The sequence below is a fragment of the Streptomyces sp. CB01201 genome (assembly GCF_002803085.1).
Classification (GTDB): domain Bacteria; phylum Actinomycetota; class Actinomycetes; order Streptomycetales; family Streptomycetaceae; genus Streptomyces; species Streptomyces hundungensis.
Map to the genome: position 1 here is coordinate 183,645 of NZ_NNBJ01000008.1, position 21,824 is coordinate 205,468.

Consider the following 21,824-nt stretch of genomic DNA (forward strand, 5'->3'; position numbering starts at 1 on the left):
CCGATCACCAAGGGCAGCGACTGGGGCTGGGGTTCGACCACCACCCTCGGCCTGCTCGGCGCGGCGGTCCTGGTCCTCGTCCTGTGGGGCGTGATGGAGCTGCGCGTCAAGGCGCCGCTGGTGAACCTGCGCACCACGGCCCGGCGTGAGGTGCTGCTCACCAACCTCGCCTCCACGATGGTCGGCGTCGCCTTCTACGCCATCTCCCTCGTACTCCCCCAGCTGCTCCAGCTGCCCTCCGCCACCGGATACGGCCTCGGTCAGTCGATGGTCGTAGCCGGTCTGTGCGTGGCACCGCTCGGCCTGACGATGATGCTGACGGCCCCGGTCTACGCCCGTCTCTCGGCCAAGTACGGCCCGAAGACCACCCTCATCCTGGGCATGCTGATCATCGCGATCGGCTACGGAGCGGGCCTCGGCCTGATGAGCGCGGCCTGGCAGACCATCATCATCTCGGTGGTCGTCGGCGCGGGCATCGGACTGGCCTACTCCTCGCTTCCGGCGCTGATCATCGGCGCGGTCGACCCGTCCGAGACGGGCGCGGCCAATGGCCTCAACACCCTGATGCGGTCGATCGGTACGTCGGTGTCGAGCGCCGTCATCGGCATGGTGCTCGCCAACACCTCACAGAAGTTCGGCTCGGTCACGCTGCCGACCATGCACGGCTTCCGCGTGTCGTTCCTGATCGCCACGGCCGCGGTGGCGGGCGGCCTCGCGCTCGCCGTCTTCCTGCCCAAGGGCCGCCCCGCCGCCAAGCCGCAGCTGCGCGCCAGCAGCGAGGAGGACGCGGTGCTGGAGCGGGCCACCGAGGCCCTGGCCGCCTTCCACGGCCAGGTCATCGGCGCCTCCGGCTCGCCCGTCGCCCACGCCAAGGTCACGCTGATCGACCACCGCGGCCGCCAGGCCGGCTCCGCGCACACCGACGAGACCGGCCGGTACGCGGTGCCGGTCCCGCGGGGCGGCGCCTATGTGCTGGCCGCTACGGCCGCGGGCCACGCGCCGCTGGCGTCCTCGGCCACCCACCACGGGGGCGAGGGGCCGGTGACGGTGGACCTGGCGCTGCCGGTGCCCGCGCTGTAGCCGTCCGGCCGGATCCGCACGGCGGATCCGGCCGGCGATTCCACTCCTCCGGCGATGCCGGGCGGGGCATGAGGCCCTCGGTCGGGCGGGAGCATCCCGCCTGCCCGAGGGCCTCACGTCTTTCCGTACGGTCCGCCCTCCCCGGGACCGCACACCTTCCGGGAGCGGTGCCCGGGGCTCATTCCTTCTCCGGCACGGGCCGCCGCAGCAGATAGCCGGCCGCGCAGCAGGCCAGCACCGCCATGCAGCCGATGAACACCAGGCCCGCACCCTCCAGCCCGAGCGGGCCCACCAGGACGCCCACGCCGATCACCGGTACCGAGATGCCCGTGTAGGCGACCACGAACAGGGTGGAGATCACCGCCGCGCGGTGATTCTCGGGGGATGCCTGGGCCACCGCGGACAGCGCCGCACGGAAGGTCAGCCCCTGCCCGAAGCCGCCGACCAGCGCGCTCAGCACGATCAGCGGGAGCAGGTCCCAGCGGAGCGCCCCGGCGAGGAGGGCGAGCCCGACCAGGAGGGCGGCACAGCCCGCGGGCAACGACCGCCGCAGTCCCACCCGGCCGACGGCCAACTGGCCGCCGGTCGAGGCGAAGAAGGCGAGCGCGACGACCAGACCGCTCGCGGCGTGGTTCTCGACGTCGAGGGACTGCGCGAGGAAGGCGGGGCTCACCGAGGTGAACACCCCGAACAGCGCGAATCCCACGAACGACGCGATGGCCGCGGGCACGAACACCGGCCGTACCGGCGCCGGCAGCCCCGGCCGCTGCGGGCGCGCGCTGCTGAGGGGCTGCCGCTCCCGTACGGTCTCGGGGAGCCACAGCACGACCGCGGCCGAGGCGGCCACCAGGGCCAGGTGCACGATGAACGGCAGGGACAGCGGGTGGCCCGCGTACTGCGCGAGCAGGCCTGCGAGCAGGGGTCCACAGCCGAGCCCGCCCATGTTGGCGGCCGTCGCCACCAATGTGGCCCGTGCGGCGCCGTCACGCGGCGCCAGGTCCATCACGTAGGCGGTGGCGGCCCCGGTGAACAGTGCCGCCGACAGGCCCGAGAACAGCCGGCCCACGTACAGCCAGCCAAGGGCGTCGGCCCACAGGAAGCACGCCGCGCTCACGGCGGCGAAGCCCAGGCCGCAGAGCAGGACCGGCCGTCGGCCCACGGTGTCCGACACGTTGCCCGCGAGCAGGAGCACGCCGATGACCCCGAAGGCGTACACGGCGTACACGATCGTGACCGTCAGCTCGGAGAAGCCGAACTTGTCCTGGTAGAGGCCGTAGAGGGGGGTCGGGAGCGTGGTGCCCGCCATGCACACGGCGAACACCGCCCCGCCGAGCAGACATTGACGCCATCCTCGAAGATCACCGTCCATGGCACCGAAGGTAACGCCGCAAGCGGTTCCGTTCCGCCCCGCGGTGACGGGCGCGCCGCCGTGCTCCTCGCTCGCCGGCGGCGATGTCAGTGGGGCGTGCGACCATCCACAGCATGATCGTCCCGCCCGATTCCCTGTTGCCCAGCGCCGGTACGCACCTCTCGACCACGTACGCCGACTGGGTCACCGCCCATGACCCGGGTGCCGCCGAGGCCGCGCACGCCCTGGTCGAGGACATGCACGGCGAGCTGGGCCGGTCCTGGACCAAGCCCGGCCGGTTCGTCGAGGCGATGGCGGCCCGGTCGCGGCGGCTGCCGCCGGAGCATCTGCCGTGGTTCTGGGACACGGTGGGGCATCGGCTGCTCGGCTACGGGAGCAGGCCCGGCGGCCGCGCCTATGCGGCGGCGCGGGCGGCCGAGGCCGAGCACGCGCTACCGGTGAATCCGGGCTACCGCAGGGCCAACGCGCTGCTGTTCGCGGCGGGCGGGGCCATGCCGGCCAAGGAGTTCGGGGCGCATCAGCGCTTCCTCGCCGAAACGCTCGACCCGGCGGCGGCCCACACGGCGCTGGTCGAGTTCCTGACCGCGTGGGCGGGTTCGGCCGCGGACCTTCCGGCGGATCTGGTGCGCCGGACTCGGGCCTCCGCGAAGGCGGCCGGCCATGGCGACGAGGAGGTCGCGCGGATACTCGGCGCGATCCTGTCGGTGACCCGGGCGAAGTCGGTGCCGGACGCGCTTCTGGCAGCCGCGGAGCCAGTGCTGACGGTTCATCAGCCGGAGCTTTCGGTCGCGTCCGGGCTCCTGGAGGTCTTCCCCACCGGGCCGGTCGACGGTGGTGCGTGGCTGCGGGTGCTCATCGGCAGCGGCGCCGCGCAGGCCATGACGGACGGCAGGCTGGTCCCGGAGGGCGGCCTGCACCACTGGGTCGGCAACTTCACCCGCATGTACCAGTACGCCGCCCACCGCGGCGGCGGGGTCGGGCAGCAGCAACTGCCGGTGGAATTCCTCGATCTGGTCGGCCGGTTGGGGCCCCGGCTACGGATGGCGGGCGCGCCGGTGACGGTGCACACCACCCGGCACCACTGCACCGCCCTGGACGCGGACGTTCTGGACGCCCTGCTCGCGGCGGAGGTCGCGGTCGTCGACCCGGGCTCCGAGACCCGCCTGCGGTTCTGGGGCGAGTCGTCCCGGCGCGATCTCACCGCGCTGGCCGCCGACCCCGTCTTCGGCCCCCGCCTGGAGGGGACCGTGCACGCGGACCTGCTTCCCAACTGGTCGACGGCACACCGGCGTCCCGGGTCGGCGGTGACGCTGCTCCCGGGCAACGACGGCATCGCCCAGGGGGTCGCGGGGCGCGTGGGCAAGCTCGTCGACACCCTCGCCGGCGGTGGCATGGCCGGGGCCGAAGAGGCGGTGTCCGAGCTGGGGATCCTGCTCGACCGGCCGACGGTGACGGCACTCGGCGGGATCGCCGACGCCCTCGCGGACGCGGCGGTGGGGGGCGCGCTGCGCCGCTCGCTGGCCGCCGGCCTGCCGGAGGAACTGGCTTGGCCCGCGCTGGAGTTGGAGTACGCGCGCTTCGCCGAGGAGGCCGGTCCGGAGGCGGCGGGCAGCCCCGCGCCGGGCGTGGCCGGAGTGACGGCCACCTGGCCGGTGCTCACGCTGTTCGGGCGGGACCGGGCGGTGGCCGTCGGCCCCGACGGGGTGCGCGCCTCCTGCGACTTCACGGTCCCGAAGGGCGCGACGATGTTCGCCGTCCATTACGTGGGCGGCTCGTTCCTGGTGAGCTGGACGCTCAAGCCGAGCCCGTACCACTGCGACACCGCCGTCTGGTCCGACCGCCCCGACGAGCCGTTCACCCCGGAGGAGAACCAGGGTCTGGTCCCCTTCGGCGGCACCCTGGACGGCGCGTACGGCTTCCAGTTCGAGACCGCGGACGGCGAGGGCCGGCACGGCGGTCAGCGGGCACTGCGCCCGGGCGGCACCGAGGGCATCGACGGGGACGAGCTGCAACTTCGGGACGGCTCCCGGATCTGGACCAGGGGGGTGTACGGGACGCGCGACTGGGAGGCGGTCGACCCCGTCACGGGCGAGCCCCACGGACCTGTGCCGCTTCCCGGGTTCCCCGGACGCCCGGCGAGCGCCGACCGCACGGCCCAGCCGTCCGGGCGGTCCGAGTCGCCCGCGTCCCAGTCCCAGTCCGAGTCCGAGTCCGAGTCCGAGGAAGGCATGGCGCTTGCGCCACAGATTCTTCAACTGGCGCCCCTGCCGCCCGAGTTGAGTGATTCACCGCTGGGTTCCCGGGACGGCCTGGTGGGCACCCGGGTGCTGTTCCGCACCCGGCACCGCGACCACGCCCCCGACCACTTCCTGGTGCGGAGCATCGACGGACGCACGGCGCGCTTCGACATCGACCGGCCCGGCCAGGAGCCGTGGGCGCTGTGGGCGGCACCGGAGGGGGCGCTGGAGGACGTGGTGCTGGCCGAGGCGGAGACGCTGACCGGCGTGCGCGCCTACGCCGCCGACGGGTCGCTGCTGTGGGAACTGGACGGCCACGACACCCCTCGCCGCCCACGGACGCAGCCGGCCCGCAGGGTCACCGTGTCGACGGGCGTGGCCCTGCCCCCGGCGTTCTGGTACCTGCTGCGGACCCGGGACCGGGCCGGTTCGCGCGCGCTGCGGACGGTGGAGCAGCGCACGGCGGACGCGCTGCTCAGGGCAGCGCTGGACGGCCCGGAGGCGCTGCGCGCGGCCGTGGCCCGGGAGGTGCCCGGCATCACCGATCCGGTGCTCGCCGAGGCCGTGGCCGCTGTGGCCGTGCGGGCGGCGCGGGTGGAGCGGCGGCGCCGGACCCTGCACCGGCGCGTCACCATCCTTGCCGAGGCCCCGCCCGTCCTGCCGCGCGGCTCGGCGCCGGACACCGAGCTGATGCCGGCCCTGTTCGGCCTCGTCCACGACGGGGAGCGCGATCCCTGGCGCCGGGTGCCCGACGCCGCCACGACCGCGACGCTCGGCGCCCTCGCCGCCGACGGCGCCTGCCTGGCCGGGACGATCTCCGAGGAGGTACGGCGGCTCTCACCGCCCGCACCGCCGTGCGACTGGTCGCAGTTGCTCGGCGCGATAGACGCCGCGGCCTGGCGAGCGGCGGTGGCACCGACGCCGGACACCGAACGCGCCGCGCTGTGCGCGCTCCTGGAGACCTGGGCCGAGCAGCCCTTCGCCCGTGCGGGCAGCCGGTGGTGGGTGGGCCGCACCTCCGATGCGGCCGGCCTGGACGGGTTGCGGGCGGCCGGTATCGCCGTGGCCTGCGCAGCGGTTCGGGCCGGCGGCAGGCAGCGCTGGTTCGTGGCACCGGCGGCGGAGGACCCGGAGGCCGATCCGGTGCCGTCGGCGGTGCCGGCACGGCTCGTCACGGTCGGGCGGGACGACGCGGCACGCCTGAGGGCGCTGCTGGCGGCGGTCGGCACGCACGGCCCGCTCCCCCTGCCCGACTCGGCGGTCGCGCGCTTCGCCGAACTCACCGGCGTACGAAGGCCCGTGGCCCGGCTCGTGGTCGCGGGGCTCGTGGGCCGGCCCGACCGCGAAGCGGACCGGGACCTGGTGCGCAAGGCGCCCTACCGGACGCCCCCGATGGTGGCCGAGTCCTACGACCGGCTCCGCGCGAAGCTCGGCCCGGACGGGCAACGGGCGGTCCTGGCCGCCGCCCTCCCGCAGGACCCTGCGGAGCTGTGGCGGCCGGGCGGGGTGGAAGAAGCCGCGGCACGGATGGCCGGGGTGTGGTGCGAGCGGCTCGGCGCCCTGCCCGCGGTGCACGACGACGCGGCCGACGCCCTGGAATCCGTCCTCGGCCTGCCCGAGGTGTGGGCCCGGCGGCTGGCGGGCGGGTACGAAGCCGCTGCCGACGCCACCGTGGAGGCGGCGGGCTGGGAGCTCGCGGCGAGCGCGTACAGCACGGGCGTCGACGTCCGGGCCGTGCCGCCGGCCGGGCCCCGGCTGCCGTACGGCACGCCGGTGGGCCTGGCGTACCAGGCGATGGCTGCCGCGCTGGCGTGGGCCTGGACGGACCGGCCCGTGGGCGACCCCGCGGTGGCGGGGGCGGTGGCCCTGTACGAGCGGCTGCGGGCCGAACTGGATCGCCCGGAGCTGCTGTTGGTACTGGCGCACGGCCGGGTCAAGGACAGCCCGGAGGGGATCGCGGACCGGTTCGGGCCCGGACGGCTTCCGGTGGCCGGGGACGCCCGCAAGGCGGCGGGCCCCGTGCCGTCGACCGCGTACGACTGGGGCCCGCTGGTGGTGTGCGCACCGGGCGGCGAGAGCTTCCTGCGTCCGGCGGCGGTCGCCGACCCCGAGGCCTGGCGCCGGGTCAGGGAGGTCGCCGACCTGTCGGGAGAGCTCGACCGGGTGGCCCCGCTCCTCGTCGGCGGCGGTCTGGAGCGCATGATGCGCCGGTCCCTGTCGGGAGCGGTGCCTACCGGGGCGTACGAGGCCGATCCTCGCCAGTCCTGTCCCGAGCTCGTCGCCCGGGTGGCTCAGGAGCTGGCGGTCGGCCCGGACGCGGCGGCGCTCCACCTCCAGCTCGCGACCCTGGCGGCGCCCACCGACCGCGACGTACGGCGGTGGAACGGATGGTCGGCCGCACGGCACGCCGAGGTCCGCAGGGAGCTGCTCGGCACGGGTGCGGTGGTGGAGGCGCGGCGGGCGCGAGCGGGCCGGACGCTGTTCCTGCCCGGCGATTGGACCGAACTCAAGGCCCCCCACCTCCCCTTGGAGACCGTGAAGCTGGCGGCCCACGCGGTGCGTCCGCTCCGGGGCAACGGGATCCTCGCCCCGTTCCTCCGGATCCTGCCGACGGCGCCGCTGCACGAGATGTTCGCGCAGGCATGGGCGCGGCAATCCGGGACGAGCCAACCGGCTTGACAGATGGGGGAGTTGAGAGGGCGAGTCAACTCCCCCGGGACCCGTATCAGCCGGACCGGCCCTTCCGGCCGTCCTTCTTGCCCTTTCCCTGCGAGCGGTGCGGCAGATGGGGCAGATGGCCCTGGCGCAGCTGCAACCAGACGTCACGGGCCCGGCGGCCCGCGTGGGTGCGGCTCTGCGCCACCAGTTCGCGGGCCTCCTCCTCCGACTCGACCATGGCAGAGGACCCGCGCAGCGGCTTGCCCGCGGTCTCCCGCAGGAACAGTGCCGAGATCACCCCGATCACGCCGGCCACCATCAGGTAGTAGGCCGGCACGAGCTCATTGCCCGTGGCGTTGACCAGCGCGGAGGCCACCAGCGGAGTCGTACCGCCGAACAGCGACACCGAGAGGTTGAACGCGAGGGACAGGCCGCCGTAGCGCAGATGGGTCGGGAAGAGCGCGGGCAGCGTGGCAGCGCTCGTCCCGGCGAAGCACACCAGGAGCAGCCCGAGCACGACACAGCCGATGGCGGGCAGGACGATGCCGCCCTGTCGGATCAGCTGGAAGACGGGCAGCGCGAGGACGACCATCGCGATACCGCCCCACAGGAACAGCGGCCGCCGTCCGTAGCGGTCCGAGGAACGGCCCACGGCGGTGATGGTGAGGACGACGAGCACCATCGTGCCGAGCACCAGGAGCTGCGCGGTGAGCTCGGACTGGCCGAGGGTGGTGCTCATGTAGGTCGGCAGGTACGACGTCACCATGTAGTTGGTGACGTTGTAGAGCAGGACCAGCCCGATGCACACGAGCATGGCCTGCCAGTGGTGGGTGAAGACCTCCTTGAGACGGCCCCGTCCCGACATGCGCGCCTGCTCAAGACGCTCTTCCTCCTCGGGCGTGGCGCCGCCGCGCGCCGCCGCCTGCCGTCCGCGTTCCTCGGCCTCCTGGAACGCGGGCGTCTCGTCGAGCTTGAGCCGCATGTAGAGGCCGATGAGCCCGAGGGGACCGGCGATGTAGAACGGGATCCGCCAGCCCCAGTCGAGCATCTGGTCCTCCGACAGGACCCCGGTCAGGACGGTGACCAGGCCGGAGCCGAGCGAGTACCCGACGAACGTGCCGAAGTCGAGCCAGCTGCCGAGGAAGCCCCGCATCCGGTCGGGTGAGTACTCGGCGATGTAAGTGGTGGCCCCGGCGTACTCACCGCCGGTGGAGAAGCCCTGCACGAGCCGGCAGACGAGCAGCAGGATCGGGGCGGCGAGCCCGATCGACTTGTAGCCCGGCAGGAAACCCACCGCGAAGGTGCTGATCGCCATCATGATCATGGTGACGGCGAGCACCTTCTGGCGCCCCACACGGTCGCCGAGGGGCCCGAACACGAGCCCCCCGATCGGCCGGACGACAAAGGCCGCGGCGAAGGTGGCGAAGGTCGAGATGACCTGGGCGCCCGGCGAACTCGACGGGAAGAAGACCTTGCCGAGGGTGGCGGCGACATAGGCGTAGACACCGAAGTCGAACCACTCCATCGTGTTGCCGAGCGCGGCCGCCGACACGGCCCGGCGTACTGCGGGCTTGTCGGCCACCTTGACGTCGTCCGCACTCAGGCTCTTCTTGCGACGGCGCAGCAGCGTCCGCACCATGCGCTCGGTCTGCGGGCTCCCCGAGCCGAACCCGCGACCTCGATGACCCGGGGGTGTGGGCCCCGGCCTGCTTGATTTCATGGGCACCTGTGCGTCGTGTCGGTGGTTGTGGCTGTGGGATCTGCGGTCTTGGGGTCGTGGACCGGCTTGGAGCGGGGTGGGCACGCTGCCGAGCACCGGCCAGATGTCCGGTACGCGGCATACGTACCTCAACTCTCCACTGCTGGCGCGCTGCGCGCACCGCAAGCGCGGACGCGGCGTGTCGCCCGGGGCCCTCGGACGCCCCGGGCACCAGCGGGCCCGGTGCCGCCCGGGCCGGGGTGTGCGACCGCTCTACGCTGTGCGCATGACTCTTCGCCGAGCCGTCAGCGGGGTGGGCACCCAGGGCCCTCGGCCCGTCTCCACCGCCCAACGCCCCATGCCCCACGCCCCACGCCCCACGTCCCACGTCCCACGTCCCACGGAAGGTGAACGCGCGGCATGACCGCCCTGACCCCGCGCTTGTTCCGGGCGCTCGACCGGTTCCACGCCGCGCGCCCGTGGGACCACAACGCCCACTACCACCGGTGGATCATGCGGCAGCTCCCCCAACGCCTCGGGAGCACCCTGGACGTCGGTTCGGGCAGCGGCGATCTGGCCCGGCTCCTCGCCACCCGCGCCGACTCCGTACGGGGCCTGGACGCGGATCCCGGGATCGTCGCTCGCGCGAGGGAACTCACCCCGCCCGACACCCCCGTGACCTTCGCCGTCGCTGATGCGCTGACCGAGGCGCGGCCGGACTCGTACGACGCCATCACCTGCGTCGCCGCGATCCACCACCTGCCGTTGCGCGAGGCGCTCGTCCACTTCCGCCGGCAGCTCGCTCCCGGCGGCACGCTGGTGGTGGTCGGGCTCGCCCGCGCGCACTCCCGGGGCGATCACCTCATCGGCGTGGCCGCCCTGGTGGGGAACGTCGTCATGGCCTGGCTCAAGAACCGGGGCCGCAAGGTGGCACGGCCCACCGCCATGACCGCACCCACACGACCGGCGACGCTGACCTTCCACGACATCGTCGACGAGGCTCGTCGCACACTGCCCGGAGCACGGTTGCGCCGACGCCTGTTCTGGCGCTACACACTGGTCTGGCACAACCCGGAGGGCGGGCGGTGACAGCCCCGGCGGCTCTCAACCGGGCGCCACGCACGGCCGGTTGAGAACCTCCTCAAGCCGTGGCGAAGCTCATCACGGCCAGTGGCGCCGAGGTCGGGGCGGGTGAGCCACCGGCGGGTTCCACGGTGATGCCCATGCCCGACGCCTGGCCGACCGGACCGGACAGCAGGACCGCCTCGGTGCTGCGGGCCGGATTCATCAGGCCCGCCGGACGCATGCTGCCCGCGTCGTCGAACCAGAGCTGGTAGACCTTGCCGGTCGGCGGGCGCGGCAGCCCGGCGGCCACGAAGACGGCCTGGTTCTTGCTGTGGGACACCACGAGCGTCCCGGTAGCGCCGCCCTTCAGGCTGCCGGTGGCGGCCTTCGCGTCGGGCGCGGCGAGGACCTCGGCGAGCTGCTGGGACTGCCGCTGCGCCGTGTCCGCCCGCTGCTGCGCGCTGTCGGCCTGCTGATGCTGCCAGACCGCGACGCCGCCGAGCCCGGCAGCGGCCGCGAGGCAGGCGGCCAGCGCGAAGTGCGACCAGCGCGCCCGGCGCAGCCGGCTGCTGGTGGCGCCGGGCGCTGCCGGTGGGTGCGGGGAGTCCTGGCGGACCACGGCGATCCGTCGCAGCACCGCGGCCTTGAGCTCGACGGGCGGAGTGACCGTGACGGCGAGCCCGAGACGGCTCGCGGTGGCGGTGAGCTCACGCACCTCCTGGGCGCAGGACTCGCAGTCGGCGAGGTGCCGTTCGAACTCGGCCCGCTCCTCATCCGACAGTGCGTGCAGCGCGTACGCGCCGGTCAGTGTGTGCAGATCGGCGATGCTCATCCGGCCACCCCCAGGCAGTCGCGCAGCCGGATCAGTCCGTCGCGCAGTCGGGTCTTCACCGTACCCAGCGGGACGGCGAGCAGCTCGGCCACCTCTCGGTAGGTCATGCCGCGGTAGTAGGCGAGCGTCACGGATTGGCGCTGGAGCTCGGTGAGGGTGCGTAGACAGCGGCGCACCTGTTCGCGTTCCAGGCGGCTCTCCACCTGCTCGGTCACGTCGTCGAAGGCCGGCGTCTGTTCCAGGAGCGCGGCCTTGTGCTCACGCTCGGTGGCCGCCTGCGCCGAGCGCACCCGGTCCACCGCCCTGCGGTGGGCGAGCGTCAGCACCCAGTTCATGACGCTGCCCCGGTCCCGCCGGTAGCGCGCGGCCGTGCGCCACACGTCGACAAGCACCTCCTGGGCGACCTCCTCCGACTGGGCGGGGTCGCGCACCACCGTGCGGACGAGGCCGAGGACGGGTCCGCCCACCGCGTCGTACAGCGAACTGAACGCATCCTGGTCACCCCGGGCCACGCGATCGAGCAGCTCGGGCAGGTCGGGCCCGGCGGAGCGGGCTCCGCTGATGTGCACCACTTCTTTCACGCGGTGATCCTCCTGGACATAGGTCGCTACAGGAGTCATTCGGAGCCGGTGCGCCCAAGGTTTGCTCCGCCCGGGAGGGAATTTCCCGTCGGACGCCGTACGTCGCCGACCGGCCCCGCAGGAGACGGCTCAGTCGGACGGGGCGGCCGGATCCACCGGGCCGAGGGCCAGGGCGAGGGTGGTGCGGGTGTCGGACGCACCGCGCTGGCGTGCCACCCGGTAGGCATGGTCACCGATCGCGGTGCGGGCCCGCAGATCGGTGCGCTCGCGCACCGCGGCCAGCTCCGGAGTCCCGCGCTGCGGATGCCCGACGCTGCGCCAGTACGTCTGACCGGTGCCCGAGAGACGGGCGGCCTGCTCGCCCTCGCCCTGCTCGGCGGCGGCCGCCGCGAGCAGATCGACACCCAGGGCGATGCCGAACCGGTCACCGAGCCGGCGCTTTCCCCGCAGCATCGCCCGTGCGTGCTCCGCGGCCTCCGCCGGCCGGTCCTGGAACAGGGCGATCAAGGACAGCTGATACTCCACATAGGAGCGCGTCCAGACCTCGTCGCGCCGCTCGCAGGCCGCGAGCAGCTGCCGGGCGAGCCCCTCCGCCTCGTCGTAGACCCCCAGCGCGGTCCGGGTGAACACCGTGATCAGACGGCACCGCAGGCGGGAGGGGGAGGCGAAGTCGTCCTCGGGGGCCACGGCGAGCGCGCTTTCGGCGAGGCTCTGGGCGACCAGGGGCCTGCCGGTCATCAGATAGGTGAGGCTCAGCAGATAGGCGGCCCCCAGCGTCCCCTCGGGGTCGTCGTCCTCCTCCGCCGCCCTGGCGCAGTGGGCGGCCAGCTGTGCGGCGGGATCCGGTTCCCCCTGGAGCAGCCGTACGACGCCCAGCGCCCACAGGGCCCGGGTCAGCACCGGCCCCGGCTCCCGATTCTCGACGAGGGCGCGCTCCAAGTAGTGGCGGGCCTCGTGCAGATGACCGCAGCAGCTCCAGAAGAAGGCGACGCGTCCGGCCAGGTCGACCGCCGCGCTGTCGGATTCGGTCAGCAGGTGGTCGAGCGCCGCGCACAGATCGGGGTGTGCCTGCGCGATCCGCTGGTATTCACTGGCCTGTTCCGGGCCCAGCCAGCGCTCATCGGCCTGCCGCACGACCTCATGGAAGTACGCGGCGTGCTGGTCCTCCAGCTGTTCCCGCTCGCCGAGCTCTTCCAGCCACATGGCTCCGTACTCCTTGAGGGAGTCGAGCATCCGATGGCGCTCGCCGTCGCGCTGCACGACACACTTGGCGACCAGTCCTGACAGTACGTCAGTTACATCCGTGTGACTCAACGGCCCACCTGAGCACATGAGTTGAGCCGTACGCACATCGAAGGGGCCGCGCAGCACGGAGAGCCGCGCCCACAGCAGCCGTTCGGCCGGGGTGCACAGTTCATGGCTCCAGCCGATGGTGGTGCGCAGGCTCGCGTGCCGGGGCGGCCGAACGCTCGGCTCGCCACTCAGCATCGTGAGCGGAGAGCCGAGCGCGCCGGCCAGATCCGTCAGACGGCGCTGTCGCAGCTGCCCGCTCGCCAGCTCCAGGGCCAGCGGAATGCCTTCGAGGCGGCGGCAGATCGCATCGGCGGCGGCCCGCTCGACCGGGGAGTCCACGTCCACACCGGGTGCGGCTTCGGCGGCCCGGGAGAGCAGCAGCCGTACCGCGTCGCTGGGCGCGTGTGTCCCGCGCGTGCCGTCCACCGGCAGCGGACCGATGGCGAGTACATGTTCCCCGTCGACCTCCAGGGGCTGTCTGCTGGTGGCCAGGACCGTCAAACCCGGTGCGGCGTGCAGGAGTTCACCGAGCAGCTGACGGCAGTCGGCCGCGAGGTGCTCGCACGAGTCGAGGACCAGGAGTGCCTCGCGCTCGGCCAGCCACGAGCACAGCGCGTCGACGGCCAGCCGTGGCGTGTGGTCCGCGAGGCCGGCGGCGTCGGCGACGGTGGCGATCAGCAGGTCGCTCCCCATGAGCGGCCACAGTTCGGCCCACATGACACCGTCGCGCCGGCCGGGCCCCCCGCGGGCTGCGGCCCGTAGCGCGATCCGGGTCTTGCCGACCCCGCCGGTTCCGGTCAACGTCACCAGCCGGTGCACGGAGAGGGCCCGCTCAACGCGCCGCAGTTCCTCCAGCCGTCCCACGAAGCTGCTCGTCTCGTCAGGAATCATGCCCGCCATGGCGCACAGTGTGGCCCACGAGCGCGGCCGGGGTGCGCCGTTCGGCACCGGACCACCCCAGGGGAGTCCCCGGCGCCTGCCGGGAGTCACACCATCGAGCGCACCCGGCGTACGCATGTGTCGCGAGTCGGCCACTGAGCCTGCCGTGGTGCCTGGCGTGGAGCCGTACCCTCGCGGCGGCGCGGGTACGGGCGCCCGCGACCGGGGCACGCGCCCCCGCAGGTGTGCCGCCCCCTGACGGGCCGTGTCCCGCAGGTGTGACGCCGCCCTGACCGGGAGTCACCACGAACAGTCCGCATCGCGGCGGACGCGTGAGCAGCGTCTTCGCGGGGACTCGACAGACATGACAGAGGCTTCGCACACCCCGAGTTCGCACCTGAGCCAGTCCCCCGGCCGGCCGGCCGACCCTTCGGCGCGGCATCCGGCGGGCGCGGCGCCCGAGGAGGAACCGGGTGACCTCGCCGCGCCCCCGGCGCGTCCGGACGCTGCGCCCCGGGCCCGTTCGGACGATGACCGGCCGGACCGCGAGCCCAGTGATCCCACGGACCTCCCGGCCCGCTCCTGGCTCGCCGTCCTTCGCCGTACCGGCCGGGAGTTCCTCGACGACGACCTGCCCGACAAGGCGGCCGCCCTCACCTACTACGGGGTCCTGTCCCTGTTTCCCGCGCTGCTCGTGCTCGTCTCGACGCTCGGCGTGATAGGCGAGAAGGCGACGCGCGGAATTCTGGACAACCTGGGCCATCTCACACCCGGGCCCGTCCACGATCTGCTCGACAGCGCGGTGCGGCAGTTGCAGGACAACGGTGGCACGAGCGGGATCGTCGCGGTGGTCAGCCTGTTCGCGGCCCTCTGGTCGGCGTCCAGCTATGTCGCCGCGTTCATCCGGGCCGCGAACGCCGTCTACGACCTGCCGGAGGGCCGCCCGGTGTGGAAGCTGACGCCGCTGCGGCTCGCCCTGACCGTGACGCTGATGGTGGTGCTCGCGCTCAGCGCGGTGATCGTGGTCTTCACCGGCCCGCTGGCGCAGCGCGCGGGGGACGCGATCGGGGCGGGCCACGCGGCGGTCGCGACCTGGAACATCGCGAAGTGGCCGGTGCTGCTGCTCCTGATGGTCTTCATGGTGGCCCTGCTCTTCTGGCGCGCCCCCAACGTCCGCGGCCCGGGCCTGCGTTGGCTGAGCCCGGGCAGCCTGCTCGCGGTCCTGCTGTGGCTCGCCGCATCCGGCGGCTTCGCGCTGTACGTGGCGAACTTCGGCTCGTACAACAAGACCTACGGCACGCTCGCCGGGCTCGTCATCTTCCTGATCTGGGTGTGGCTCTCGAACCTGGCGATCCTGCTCGGCCTGGAGCTGGACGCCGAGCTGGCCCGCCAGCGCGCGATCAGCGGCGGTCACCCCGAGAGCGAGGAGCCGTACGTGGAGCCCCGCGACACCCGCAAGTGGCCGGCCCGGCTGCGCCGCCGGGTACGGCGGCGCCGGGGCGCCGTCACCAAGTGAAGTGACGTCATCCGCAGGGCAGTTGACACGCCGGGCGATCGGGACGGGCTGCCGCGCCACCCGCGCGGCAGTCCGTCCCCGGCCGGCTCCCGACAACCCGGCCCCGCTCAGATCGCCATGGCCTCCTGGATCCAGCGGTTCACCCGGTACGGCAGCCACCAGGCGAGCTCCCCCACCTCCAGGACCAGGCGCTCGCCGAGGAAGTCGGCCAGCACGGCGCCCGGCACCGATGCCGACGGGGCTCCGTAGGCCAGGGACTCGATGGTCTCCCGGTACTCCGGCTCCTCGGCGGTGAAGCGGCGCAGATCGCCCCAGCGACGGTCGCGGATCTGCACGAAGCCCGGGCCCTGACGCCACAGGCACTTGCAGAGGTAATGGCCGTCGCGCCACCGGCGCAGTTCCCCCGCCGCGTCCGCGGGCCCCTCCAGGAGCTGCGGCGGCTGGAGGTGGCTGAGTGTGCGCCAGGTGTCGTCGGGCGCCGCCGGGTCCAGGCGCAGCTTCCACTCGACGAGGACGGCACGGGCCGTCAGGTCGCGCACCAGGCTCAGGGCGCGTACGGCACGTTCGGCCGCCCCCGGGGCTTCGAGGCCGGCCAGGTCGATGGGCTCGGGCAGCCGTACGCGGCGGGTGCCCAGCTCCCAGAGCCGGTCGCTCTCCTCGGCCAGGGGGCCGGCCAGTTCCAGCTCCCCGAGGTACATCCCGGGCAGGGTGCAGGCCTCGGGGTCGTAGTCGCGCCAGGCGGCGACCGTGAGGGCTTCGATCGCGGTGGTGAGGGCGGTGCTCATCGGGCTGTTCCTCCTGCTCCTGTGTCGGACCCGCGCGGACTCAGACGCTCACGGGCTCGGGCCGGGCGGACTGTGCGCCGGCGTCGGCCTCGGCGTCCAGCGTGGCCTGCGCGTGGCGCATGAAGTCGAGGCGCAGCAGGTCCTCGTTCACGGCCGAGGGCGCTATGTGGACGTACTGGCCGCCGTCGGTGAAGACCAGGCCCAACGCGAGCCAGGAGTCGAGCAGTTCACGCACCTCGGCCTCCGTGCGCGCGGCGCCCTTGGCGCGGGCCGCGGCCTTGCGGGTGAGCGCGGGGATCGCGTGCGGCTGGTCCAGGAGGCGGAAGACGGCCAGCTCGAACGGGTCGGTCAGCTCCATCGCGCGCCAGGAGAAGGTGCGCCGCCTGCTCACCAGGACGATGCGGTCGCCGAGGTCGTTGTGGGTGAGCCGGGCATCGGCATGGTGCTTCTTCCAGGCGTCAAGCGCGTCGTTGAGTGCGGTGACCGTGGGCTTGGTGATGCCCCGCTGGGGGGCTTCGAAGACGTACGCCAGGTCGTACAGCTCGGACTCGGGCAGGTCGTAGGTGAAGCGGTAGTGCTTCTCGGGGCGCAGTCCGTCGAAGCCGAGTTCGGGCCGGTTGAAGTACGGGCTGAAGCGCTCGATGGCGATCCGCGCCGAGCGGTCGACCGGCGGGTTGAGGTGTTCGAGCGCGGGGATCTGGGCGATGACGGGGTCGTAGTCCTCCGCGGTCTCGCCCGGGAAGCCGTGCAGATAGTTCCAGGCGACGGAGAGGCCGGTCTCGGCCCCGTCGCGGAGCATGCGCACGTTCTGGCAGCCGCTGACGCCCTTGTCCATCAGGTCGAGCACCCGGTTGTTGAGGCTCTCGATGCCGGGCTGTACGTAGATGAGCCCGGCCTCGGCGAGCGTGCGCAGTTGGCTGCGCCGCATGTTGGCCTTGATCTCGATGTGCATCCGCAGGTCGTAACCGCTCTCCATGATGCGGGGCAGCACCGTGGTGAGGTAGCCCATGTCGAGGATGTTGTCGACCAGGTACATGTCGAGCACCCGGTGGCGGCGGGCGAGTTCCATGATCTCTTCGAAGAACGTGTCCGGGCTCTTGGAGCGGAACTGCATGAACGATCCGTTGAGGCCGCAGAACGTGCAGTGGTGCTTCTCGCCCCACCAGCAGCCGCGCGCGCCCTCGACAACGAGCTTGGGCTCGACCCAGTTGCGGGCCACGGAGCTGCCGAGACGCTCGAAGTAGCCGCTGTAGTCGGGCGCCAGGATGGTGGCCGGCGGCAGCGGGCTGGTGGCCATGGGGTTGACGACGCTCCTGCCCTCGGGGCCGCGGTAGCACAGGCCCGGCACCTTGGAGAGGGTCTCCTCGCCCGCTCCCTCGGCGATCGCGGTCAGCAGCTGCGGGAAGGCGGCTTCGCCCTCGCCTCGGATCACGTGGTCCACGAACGGGAAGTTGCGGTGCACCGCCTCGCCCTGCTCGCCGTCGCAGTTGGCGCCGCCCATGACGGTGACGATGCCGGGGGCGAGCCGCTTGAGGTGCTTGGCGGCGGCGAGGGCCGCGGTGTTCTGCTGGAAGGTGGAGGTGAAGCCGACGACGTCGGGCGCGTACGCGACGATCCGCCGGACGATCATGTCCACGAACTCCGGTACCAGGCGGTGGAGTTCCTGGGACATGCGCAGTCGCGACTTGCTGAGCTTTCCCTTCATCGCGGCCGCGAACTCCTCGTCCCGCCAGGTGGGATCGTCATAGAGGGCGGAGGAGAACACCCAGTCGCCGCAGCCCATGAAGTAGGAGGAGAGCGCGTAGTACTCGTAGTCTTCCGCGGTGAATTCGGTGTGCTCGGTGATCCAGTCGGTGAATTCGAGGTTGGCGTGCAGGACTTCGGCGCCGGCGCCGGGCACGCGCTCGTCCACGCTGCGCTTGAGGATTCCCAGAGCCAGCGAGGGAAGGTCGATGGGCGACCAGGGCATATTGACCAGCAGAACACGCATGTCGGCTCCTCGGGATGTGCGGAGACGTGGAGTGAACAAGGCCCGGGGGGCCGGAGTGGGGGTGGTGCCCGGTCGGCCCCGCGGCACACGGCCGCGGGACCGACCGGCGAGGATCAGTCCTCTTCGCCGTCTTCGGCGTTACGGAACGGGACCGTGACGGTCACGCCGACGCTCGGCTTGCGGTTTTCCTCGTCACCCGCGAGCGGGTCATTGTGGATGATGTCCTTCTGCATGGCCGGAACTCCTCTCTGTGTGGGTACTGCGTGCTCCGGCGGGCGCTGGGGAGCGCTCCCGTCCGGAATCCCCGCTCCGGTCGGAGCGGGGCGTCTTGGGGGTGGTGGTACGGGGCGGCCTGCGGCGCAGTTCGCGGTCGAGGAAGACCACGGCGCGGCGCAGCACGGCCACGTGGTCGTCGGCCTCGTAGCCGTCGTGGCCGGTGTCCAGCCACATCGACTCGTGCGGCACACCGGCGAGTTGGAGGGCGTGGAGGTAGTCGCGCACCTGGCCGGGCGGGCACTTGGCGTCCCGGGTGGCGGCGGCGACCAGCAGGGGTGCCCGGACGCCGGCGGCGTAGTGGCGGGGCGAGCTGCGCTCGTAGCGCTCGGGCACCTCGTCCGGGGTGCCGCCGAACAGCCGCTCGTCCAGGGCGCGCAGGGCCGGGGTGGTGGTGCGGTGGGCGGCCGCGCAGTCCGCGACGGGTTTGACGGCGACACCCGCCTGCCAGAGCCCGGGGTGCGTGCCGAGGGCGAGCAGCACGAGATAGCCGCCCCAGGAGGTACCCCACAGACCGGTCTCCCGTGCGCGGACGAGGCCGCGGGCGACGAGGTCGGCGCGGACCGCGACGAGGTCGGCGACCTGGGTGAGCCCGACGCCCTCGCCGAACGCGCGCCGCCAGCGGGGACCGTAGCCGGTGGAGCCGCGGTAGTTGACGCGTACGACGGCGAAGCCGGAGGCGACGAGCGAGTGCACCACGCCGTCGTAGGCGTCCCGGTCGTGGTCGGCGGGGCCGCCGTGCACGAGGAACACCGCGGGGACCGCGCCCGTACGCCCCTCGGGCAGGCTGAGCAGCGAGTGCACGGGCCCGTCGGGACCCGGGGTCCACAGGTCCCGGTGTGCGCCGGGCACCCGCTCGGGGATGCCGTGCGTCGGGGGCAACTCGGTGCCCGCGGTGGAGATCATGCGGGGCGGTGTCGCCGTGTCCGTCCAGAGGAGGTGCACATCGGATCCGGCGCGCGGCGCCGCGTCGAGGAGGGTTCCGCGCGGGGTCGGTACCGGCTCGACGGTGCGCTCCGCGAGGTGGACCCGGTGCAGGATGCTGCGGCCGTGCCGGTCCTGACGGACCAGGAGCGAGCGCCCGCCGGGGTGCCAGCGGGCGGTGATCTCGGTGTCGAAGGAGCACCAGGAGTGGGTGACGAGTCCGACGTCGGATCGCCAACTCGCCAGCAGATAGCGGTCGTTGGACTCCCGGACGAGGAGCAGTTCGGCGTGCCGGGCGGCGGGTGCGAAGCCCAGCGACCAGAGCCGCCCCTCGGGTCCGTCCCCGGCGAGCACGGCGTGCGGGGTGCCGTCGTCGGCGAGTACGGTCACCGCCCGTGCCGATCCGGCCGCACCGCTCAGGGCGAGGAGGCGGCCGTCGGGGGTGATCCCGGACAGGGTGGCGTGCCCGTCGACGCGCGTCACTTCGCGGGCGGCGCCGCCGCGCGGGCCGAGGTACACGGCGGTGCCGCGGCCGTCACCGAGCCCGATGGCCACGCGTGCGCCGTCGCTCACCGCGAGGCCGCGCGGCTCGGCCTCGGGCACGCCGAGCAGTCCCGGCAGATCGGGGCCGCCCTCGAACGGCTGGAACCGCCAGCGTCCGACGCCGTGTTCGTCCTCGTCGAACCACCACACCCGGGCGTCTCGGTCGATCGCGCCGTGCAGGGTGCCGTGCGGGCGGTCGGTGACCCGGCGGGCCGTGCGGGTGTCGGCGTCCCAGGTGAACACCTCGCAGCGGCCGTCGGCGTCGGCGGTGAACACCATCCTGGCGGGCTGCGCGGCACACACCTCGGGCAGCGCCGCACGGTAGACCTGGTAGCTCCTGCTCATCCCGTCGCCCCCGTCAGCCGCGACCGTACGACGGTGGTGTGCAGGGCGAGGGCGGCGAGCAGCCCGGCGCAGACCATGGCGGGCGCGGCCGTCCCCAGCCGGCTCACGAACACCCCGGCCACGACCGGCGCGAGCGCGGCGGAACCGCCGACGGCACTGGCCAGGACGGCGCCCGTGCGGGCCTGTAGCGAGGGTGGGGTCTCCTGGAGGGCGCGGGACTGGAGCACGACCGCGACCAGCGGCATCAGCAGGCAGAACACCCCGAACAGCGCCCCGTACGCCCAAGGTCCGTCGGCGGTGGCGAGACCGGCGGCGAGCGGGACGAGCAGCCAGGTCACCGTCACGAGCAGCCGCGCGCCACCGATCCGCCCCACCACGCGCGGTGCGGCCAGCGATCCGATGAGCCCCGCGGCCCCCGACAGCGCGAGGACCAGGCCCATGGGCGCGCCGCCGTGTCCGCCTTTTTGCAGGGTGAAGACCGCTCCGTAATAGAGCGCGACGATCACCCCGTTGACGGTGGCGGTCCAGGTCACCACGAGCCGGAGGAAGGGCGAGGTGCGGACGAGCGCGAGTCCGGCGCCGAGTTCGTCCCGCGTCCGGCGCACAAGTCCCTTTCCAGGGGCGGGTGTTGAGCAAGAGCTCACCGGATCGGCGGTCGCGTCGAGCGCCACAACCGAGCTGTCGGTCGTGGCCCCCGGGTCGGGTCGGCGCTCGGGCCGCAGGTCCGAACGCAGTGCCCGTACGCACGCGGCGGCGACGGCGTACGAGACGGCATCGGCGAGGAAGGGCAGGGCGCGGGCGACCTGGTAGAGCGCGCCACCGAGAGCCGGGCCCAGGATCAGCGCGCCCTGGTCCCCCGCCGACAGCCCGGCCACCACGCGGGGGCAGTCCTCGGGCGGGGCGATCATGGCCACGGTGCCTGCCGCGGCGGCTTCGTACACGGCGGTGGCGAACCGCTCCACGAGGACGGCGCCGAGCACGAGGACGAGCGGAGGCTCCCCCGTCACCACCGCCCCGGTCACCCCGGCCATGGCGAGGGCCGAGACCGTCGCGGACCAGAACATCACGGGCTTGCGCGCCCCCCGGTCGGCCGGGACGGCGGCCAAGGGGGCGAGCAGCAGTCCGGCCGCGGTGGACACGCCGGCGACGAGGCCGACCGTCGTGGCCGAGTGGCCGAGTCCGAGGAGCAGCAGCGGCAGTACGACGCCGGAGGCCTGGGTGCCCAGGGCGTCGGAGGCGCTCGCCCACCAGAACAGCCGGACGTCACGGGACACCGGCCGACGGGCCGCCCGACGGTCGGCGGCCGTGGCGCCGGGGGCCATCAGCGTCCCGCCCCTGGAGAGGTCCCTGGCAGGCCCAGGGACTCCGGTTCGCGCACAGCCACCCCACAGTTGGTCAAGTTGCGAAGAATATGTGCAGGAATCGAAACGAGCGGGAGCCTAACCAGGCGTCCGCTCGGCTCACAAGAGCTGCGCCGCCGAGGCCGGAATCGAACTCTGTAAGGGCCGGGCAAAGTAACCGATTACTTGATCCGCGGTTCGCCCCGCCCCCGGGCCGGCCCCAAAGGGACGAAACGGAAAGAGCGCGTCCGCACGGCCGGCCCCCGAACGCGCTCACCGCTCCCCCGCGCCCCGCTTCGCGGCGGCGAACGTCCAGGCCCTGGTGGCGGGTTCGTGCACTCCGTCCGGCATATGCACCTTCCCGGCGGCGAACCGGTGACCGCCCCCGTGTTCCGGCCGCGCCACGACCGGAACA

13 protein-coding genes are annotated in these 21,824 nt (G+C 73.3%); 4 read left to right on the forward strand and 9 right to left on the reverse strand.

The window, feature by feature from the left end:
* Window positions 1–1,080, forward strand: a 1,080-nt coding sequence (locus CG740_RS41025) for an MFS transporter (RefSeq protein ID WP_234376343.1), incomplete at its 5' end; no start/stop codon positions are given.
* A gap of 178 nt (window positions 1,081–1,258) precedes the next feature.
* Here CG740_RS41025 and CG740_RS18395 read toward each other — a convergent pair.
* Complete coding sequence (locus tag CG740_RS18395; protein ID WP_100576243.1) at window positions 1,259–2,449, reverse strand: MFS transporter; 1,191 nt, start codon at window positions 2,447–2,449, stop codon at window positions 1,259–1,261.
* A 113-nt stretch (window positions 2,450–2,562) separates the two neighbouring features.
* Between CG740_RS18395 and CG740_RS18400 the strand changes: the two genes are divergently transcribed.
* Window positions 2,563–7,365: a hypothetical protein gene (locus CG740_RS18400; protein ID WP_234376344.1), complete on the forward strand. Its 4,803-nt coding sequence runs from the start codon at window positions 2,563–2,565 to the stop codon at window positions 7,363–7,365.
* 46 nt (window positions 7,366–7,411) lie between these two features.
* Here the strand turns inward: CG740_RS18400 and proP are convergent, their stop codons facing one another.
* Window positions 7,412–8,983, reverse strand: coding sequence for a glycine betaine/L-proline transporter ProP (proP, locus tag CG740_RS18405; protein WP_100576245.1), 1,572 nt, complete (start codon window positions 8,981–8,983; stop codon window positions 7,412–7,414).
* Between the two features lie 480 nt (window positions 8,984–9,463).
* Between proP and CG740_RS18410 the strand changes: the two genes are divergently transcribed.
* The gene (locus tag CG740_RS18410) at window positions 9,464–10,132 is read left to right on the forward strand and encodes a class I SAM-dependent methyltransferase (protein WP_100576246.1); all 669 of its coding nucleotides are present in this window, start codon (window positions 9,464–9,466) and stop codon (window positions 10,130–10,132) included.
* Window positions 10,133–10,184: 52 nt separating this feature from the next.
* Here CG740_RS18410 and CG740_RS18415 read toward each other — a convergent pair whose 3' ends face one another.
* The 3 genes from CG740_RS18415 to CG740_RS18425 all read right to left on the reverse strand — a co-directional run bounded on the left by CG740_RS18415 (window position 10,185) and on the right by CG740_RS18425 (window position 13,714).
* Complete coding sequence (locus tag CG740_RS18415; RefSeq protein WP_100576247.1) at window positions 10,185–10,940, reverse strand: anti-sigma factor; 756 nt, start codon at window positions 10,938–10,940, stop codon at window positions 10,185–10,187.
* Window positions 10,937–11,521, reverse strand: coding sequence for a sigma-70 family RNA polymerase sigma factor (locus CG740_RS18420; protein ID WP_100576248.1), 585 nt, complete (start codon window positions 11,519–11,521; stop codon window positions 10,937–10,939). Before CG740_RS18420 ends, CG740_RS18415 begins: the two co-directional genes overlap by 4 nt.
* A 129-nt stretch (window positions 11,522–11,650) precedes the next feature.
* Window positions 11,651–13,714 carry an ATP-binding protein gene (locus tag CG740_RS18425; RefSeq protein WP_100576249.1) on the reverse strand — a complete coding sequence of 688 codons (2,064 nt, stop codon included), beginning with the start codon at window positions 13,712–13,714 and terminating at the stop codon, window positions 11,651–11,653.
* A 343-nt stretch (window positions 13,715–14,057) separates the two neighbouring features.
* Between CG740_RS18425 and CG740_RS18430 the strand changes: the two genes are divergently transcribed.
* Window positions 14,058–15,209 (forward strand): YihY/virulence factor BrkB family protein, encoded by a 1,152-nt coding sequence (locus tag CG740_RS18430; protein ID WP_234376345.1) that lies wholly within the window; start codon window positions 14,058–14,060, stop codon window positions 15,207–15,209.
* A 107-nt stretch (window positions 15,210–15,316) separates the two neighbouring features.
* On the opposite strand, the gene CG740_RS18435 is transcribed toward CG740_RS18430, so the two are convergent.
* The 4 genes from CG740_RS18435 to CG740_RS18450 form a co-directional block, all read right to left on the reverse strand.
* Window positions 15,317–15,994, reverse strand: coding sequence for a DUF5825 family protein (locus CG740_RS18435; protein WP_100576250.1), 678 nt, complete (start codon window positions 15,992–15,994; stop codon window positions 15,317–15,319).
* 40 nt (window positions 15,995–16,034) lie between these two features.
* Window positions 16,035–17,984: a RiPP maturation radical SAM C-methyltransferase gene (locus tag CG740_RS18440; protein ID WP_100576251.1), complete on the reverse strand. Its 1,950-nt coding sequence runs from the start codon at window positions 17,982–17,984 to the stop codon at window positions 16,035–16,037.
* A gap of 207 nt (window positions 17,985–18,191) precedes the next feature.
* Window positions 18,192–20,069 carry a S9 family peptidase gene (locus tag CG740_RS18445; RefSeq protein ID WP_100576252.1) on the reverse strand — a complete coding sequence of 626 codons (1,878 nt, stop codon included), beginning with the start codon at window positions 20,067–20,069 and terminating at the stop codon, window positions 18,192–18,194.
* The gene (locus CG740_RS18450) at window positions 20,066–21,391 is read right to left on the reverse strand and encodes an MFS transporter (protein ID WP_100576253.1); all 1,326 of its coding nucleotides are present in this window, start codon (window positions 21,389–21,391) and stop codon (window positions 20,066–20,068) included. Before CG740_RS18450 ends, CG740_RS18445 begins: the two co-directional genes overlap by 4 nt.
* Window positions 21,392–21,824 lie beyond the last annotated feature (433 nt).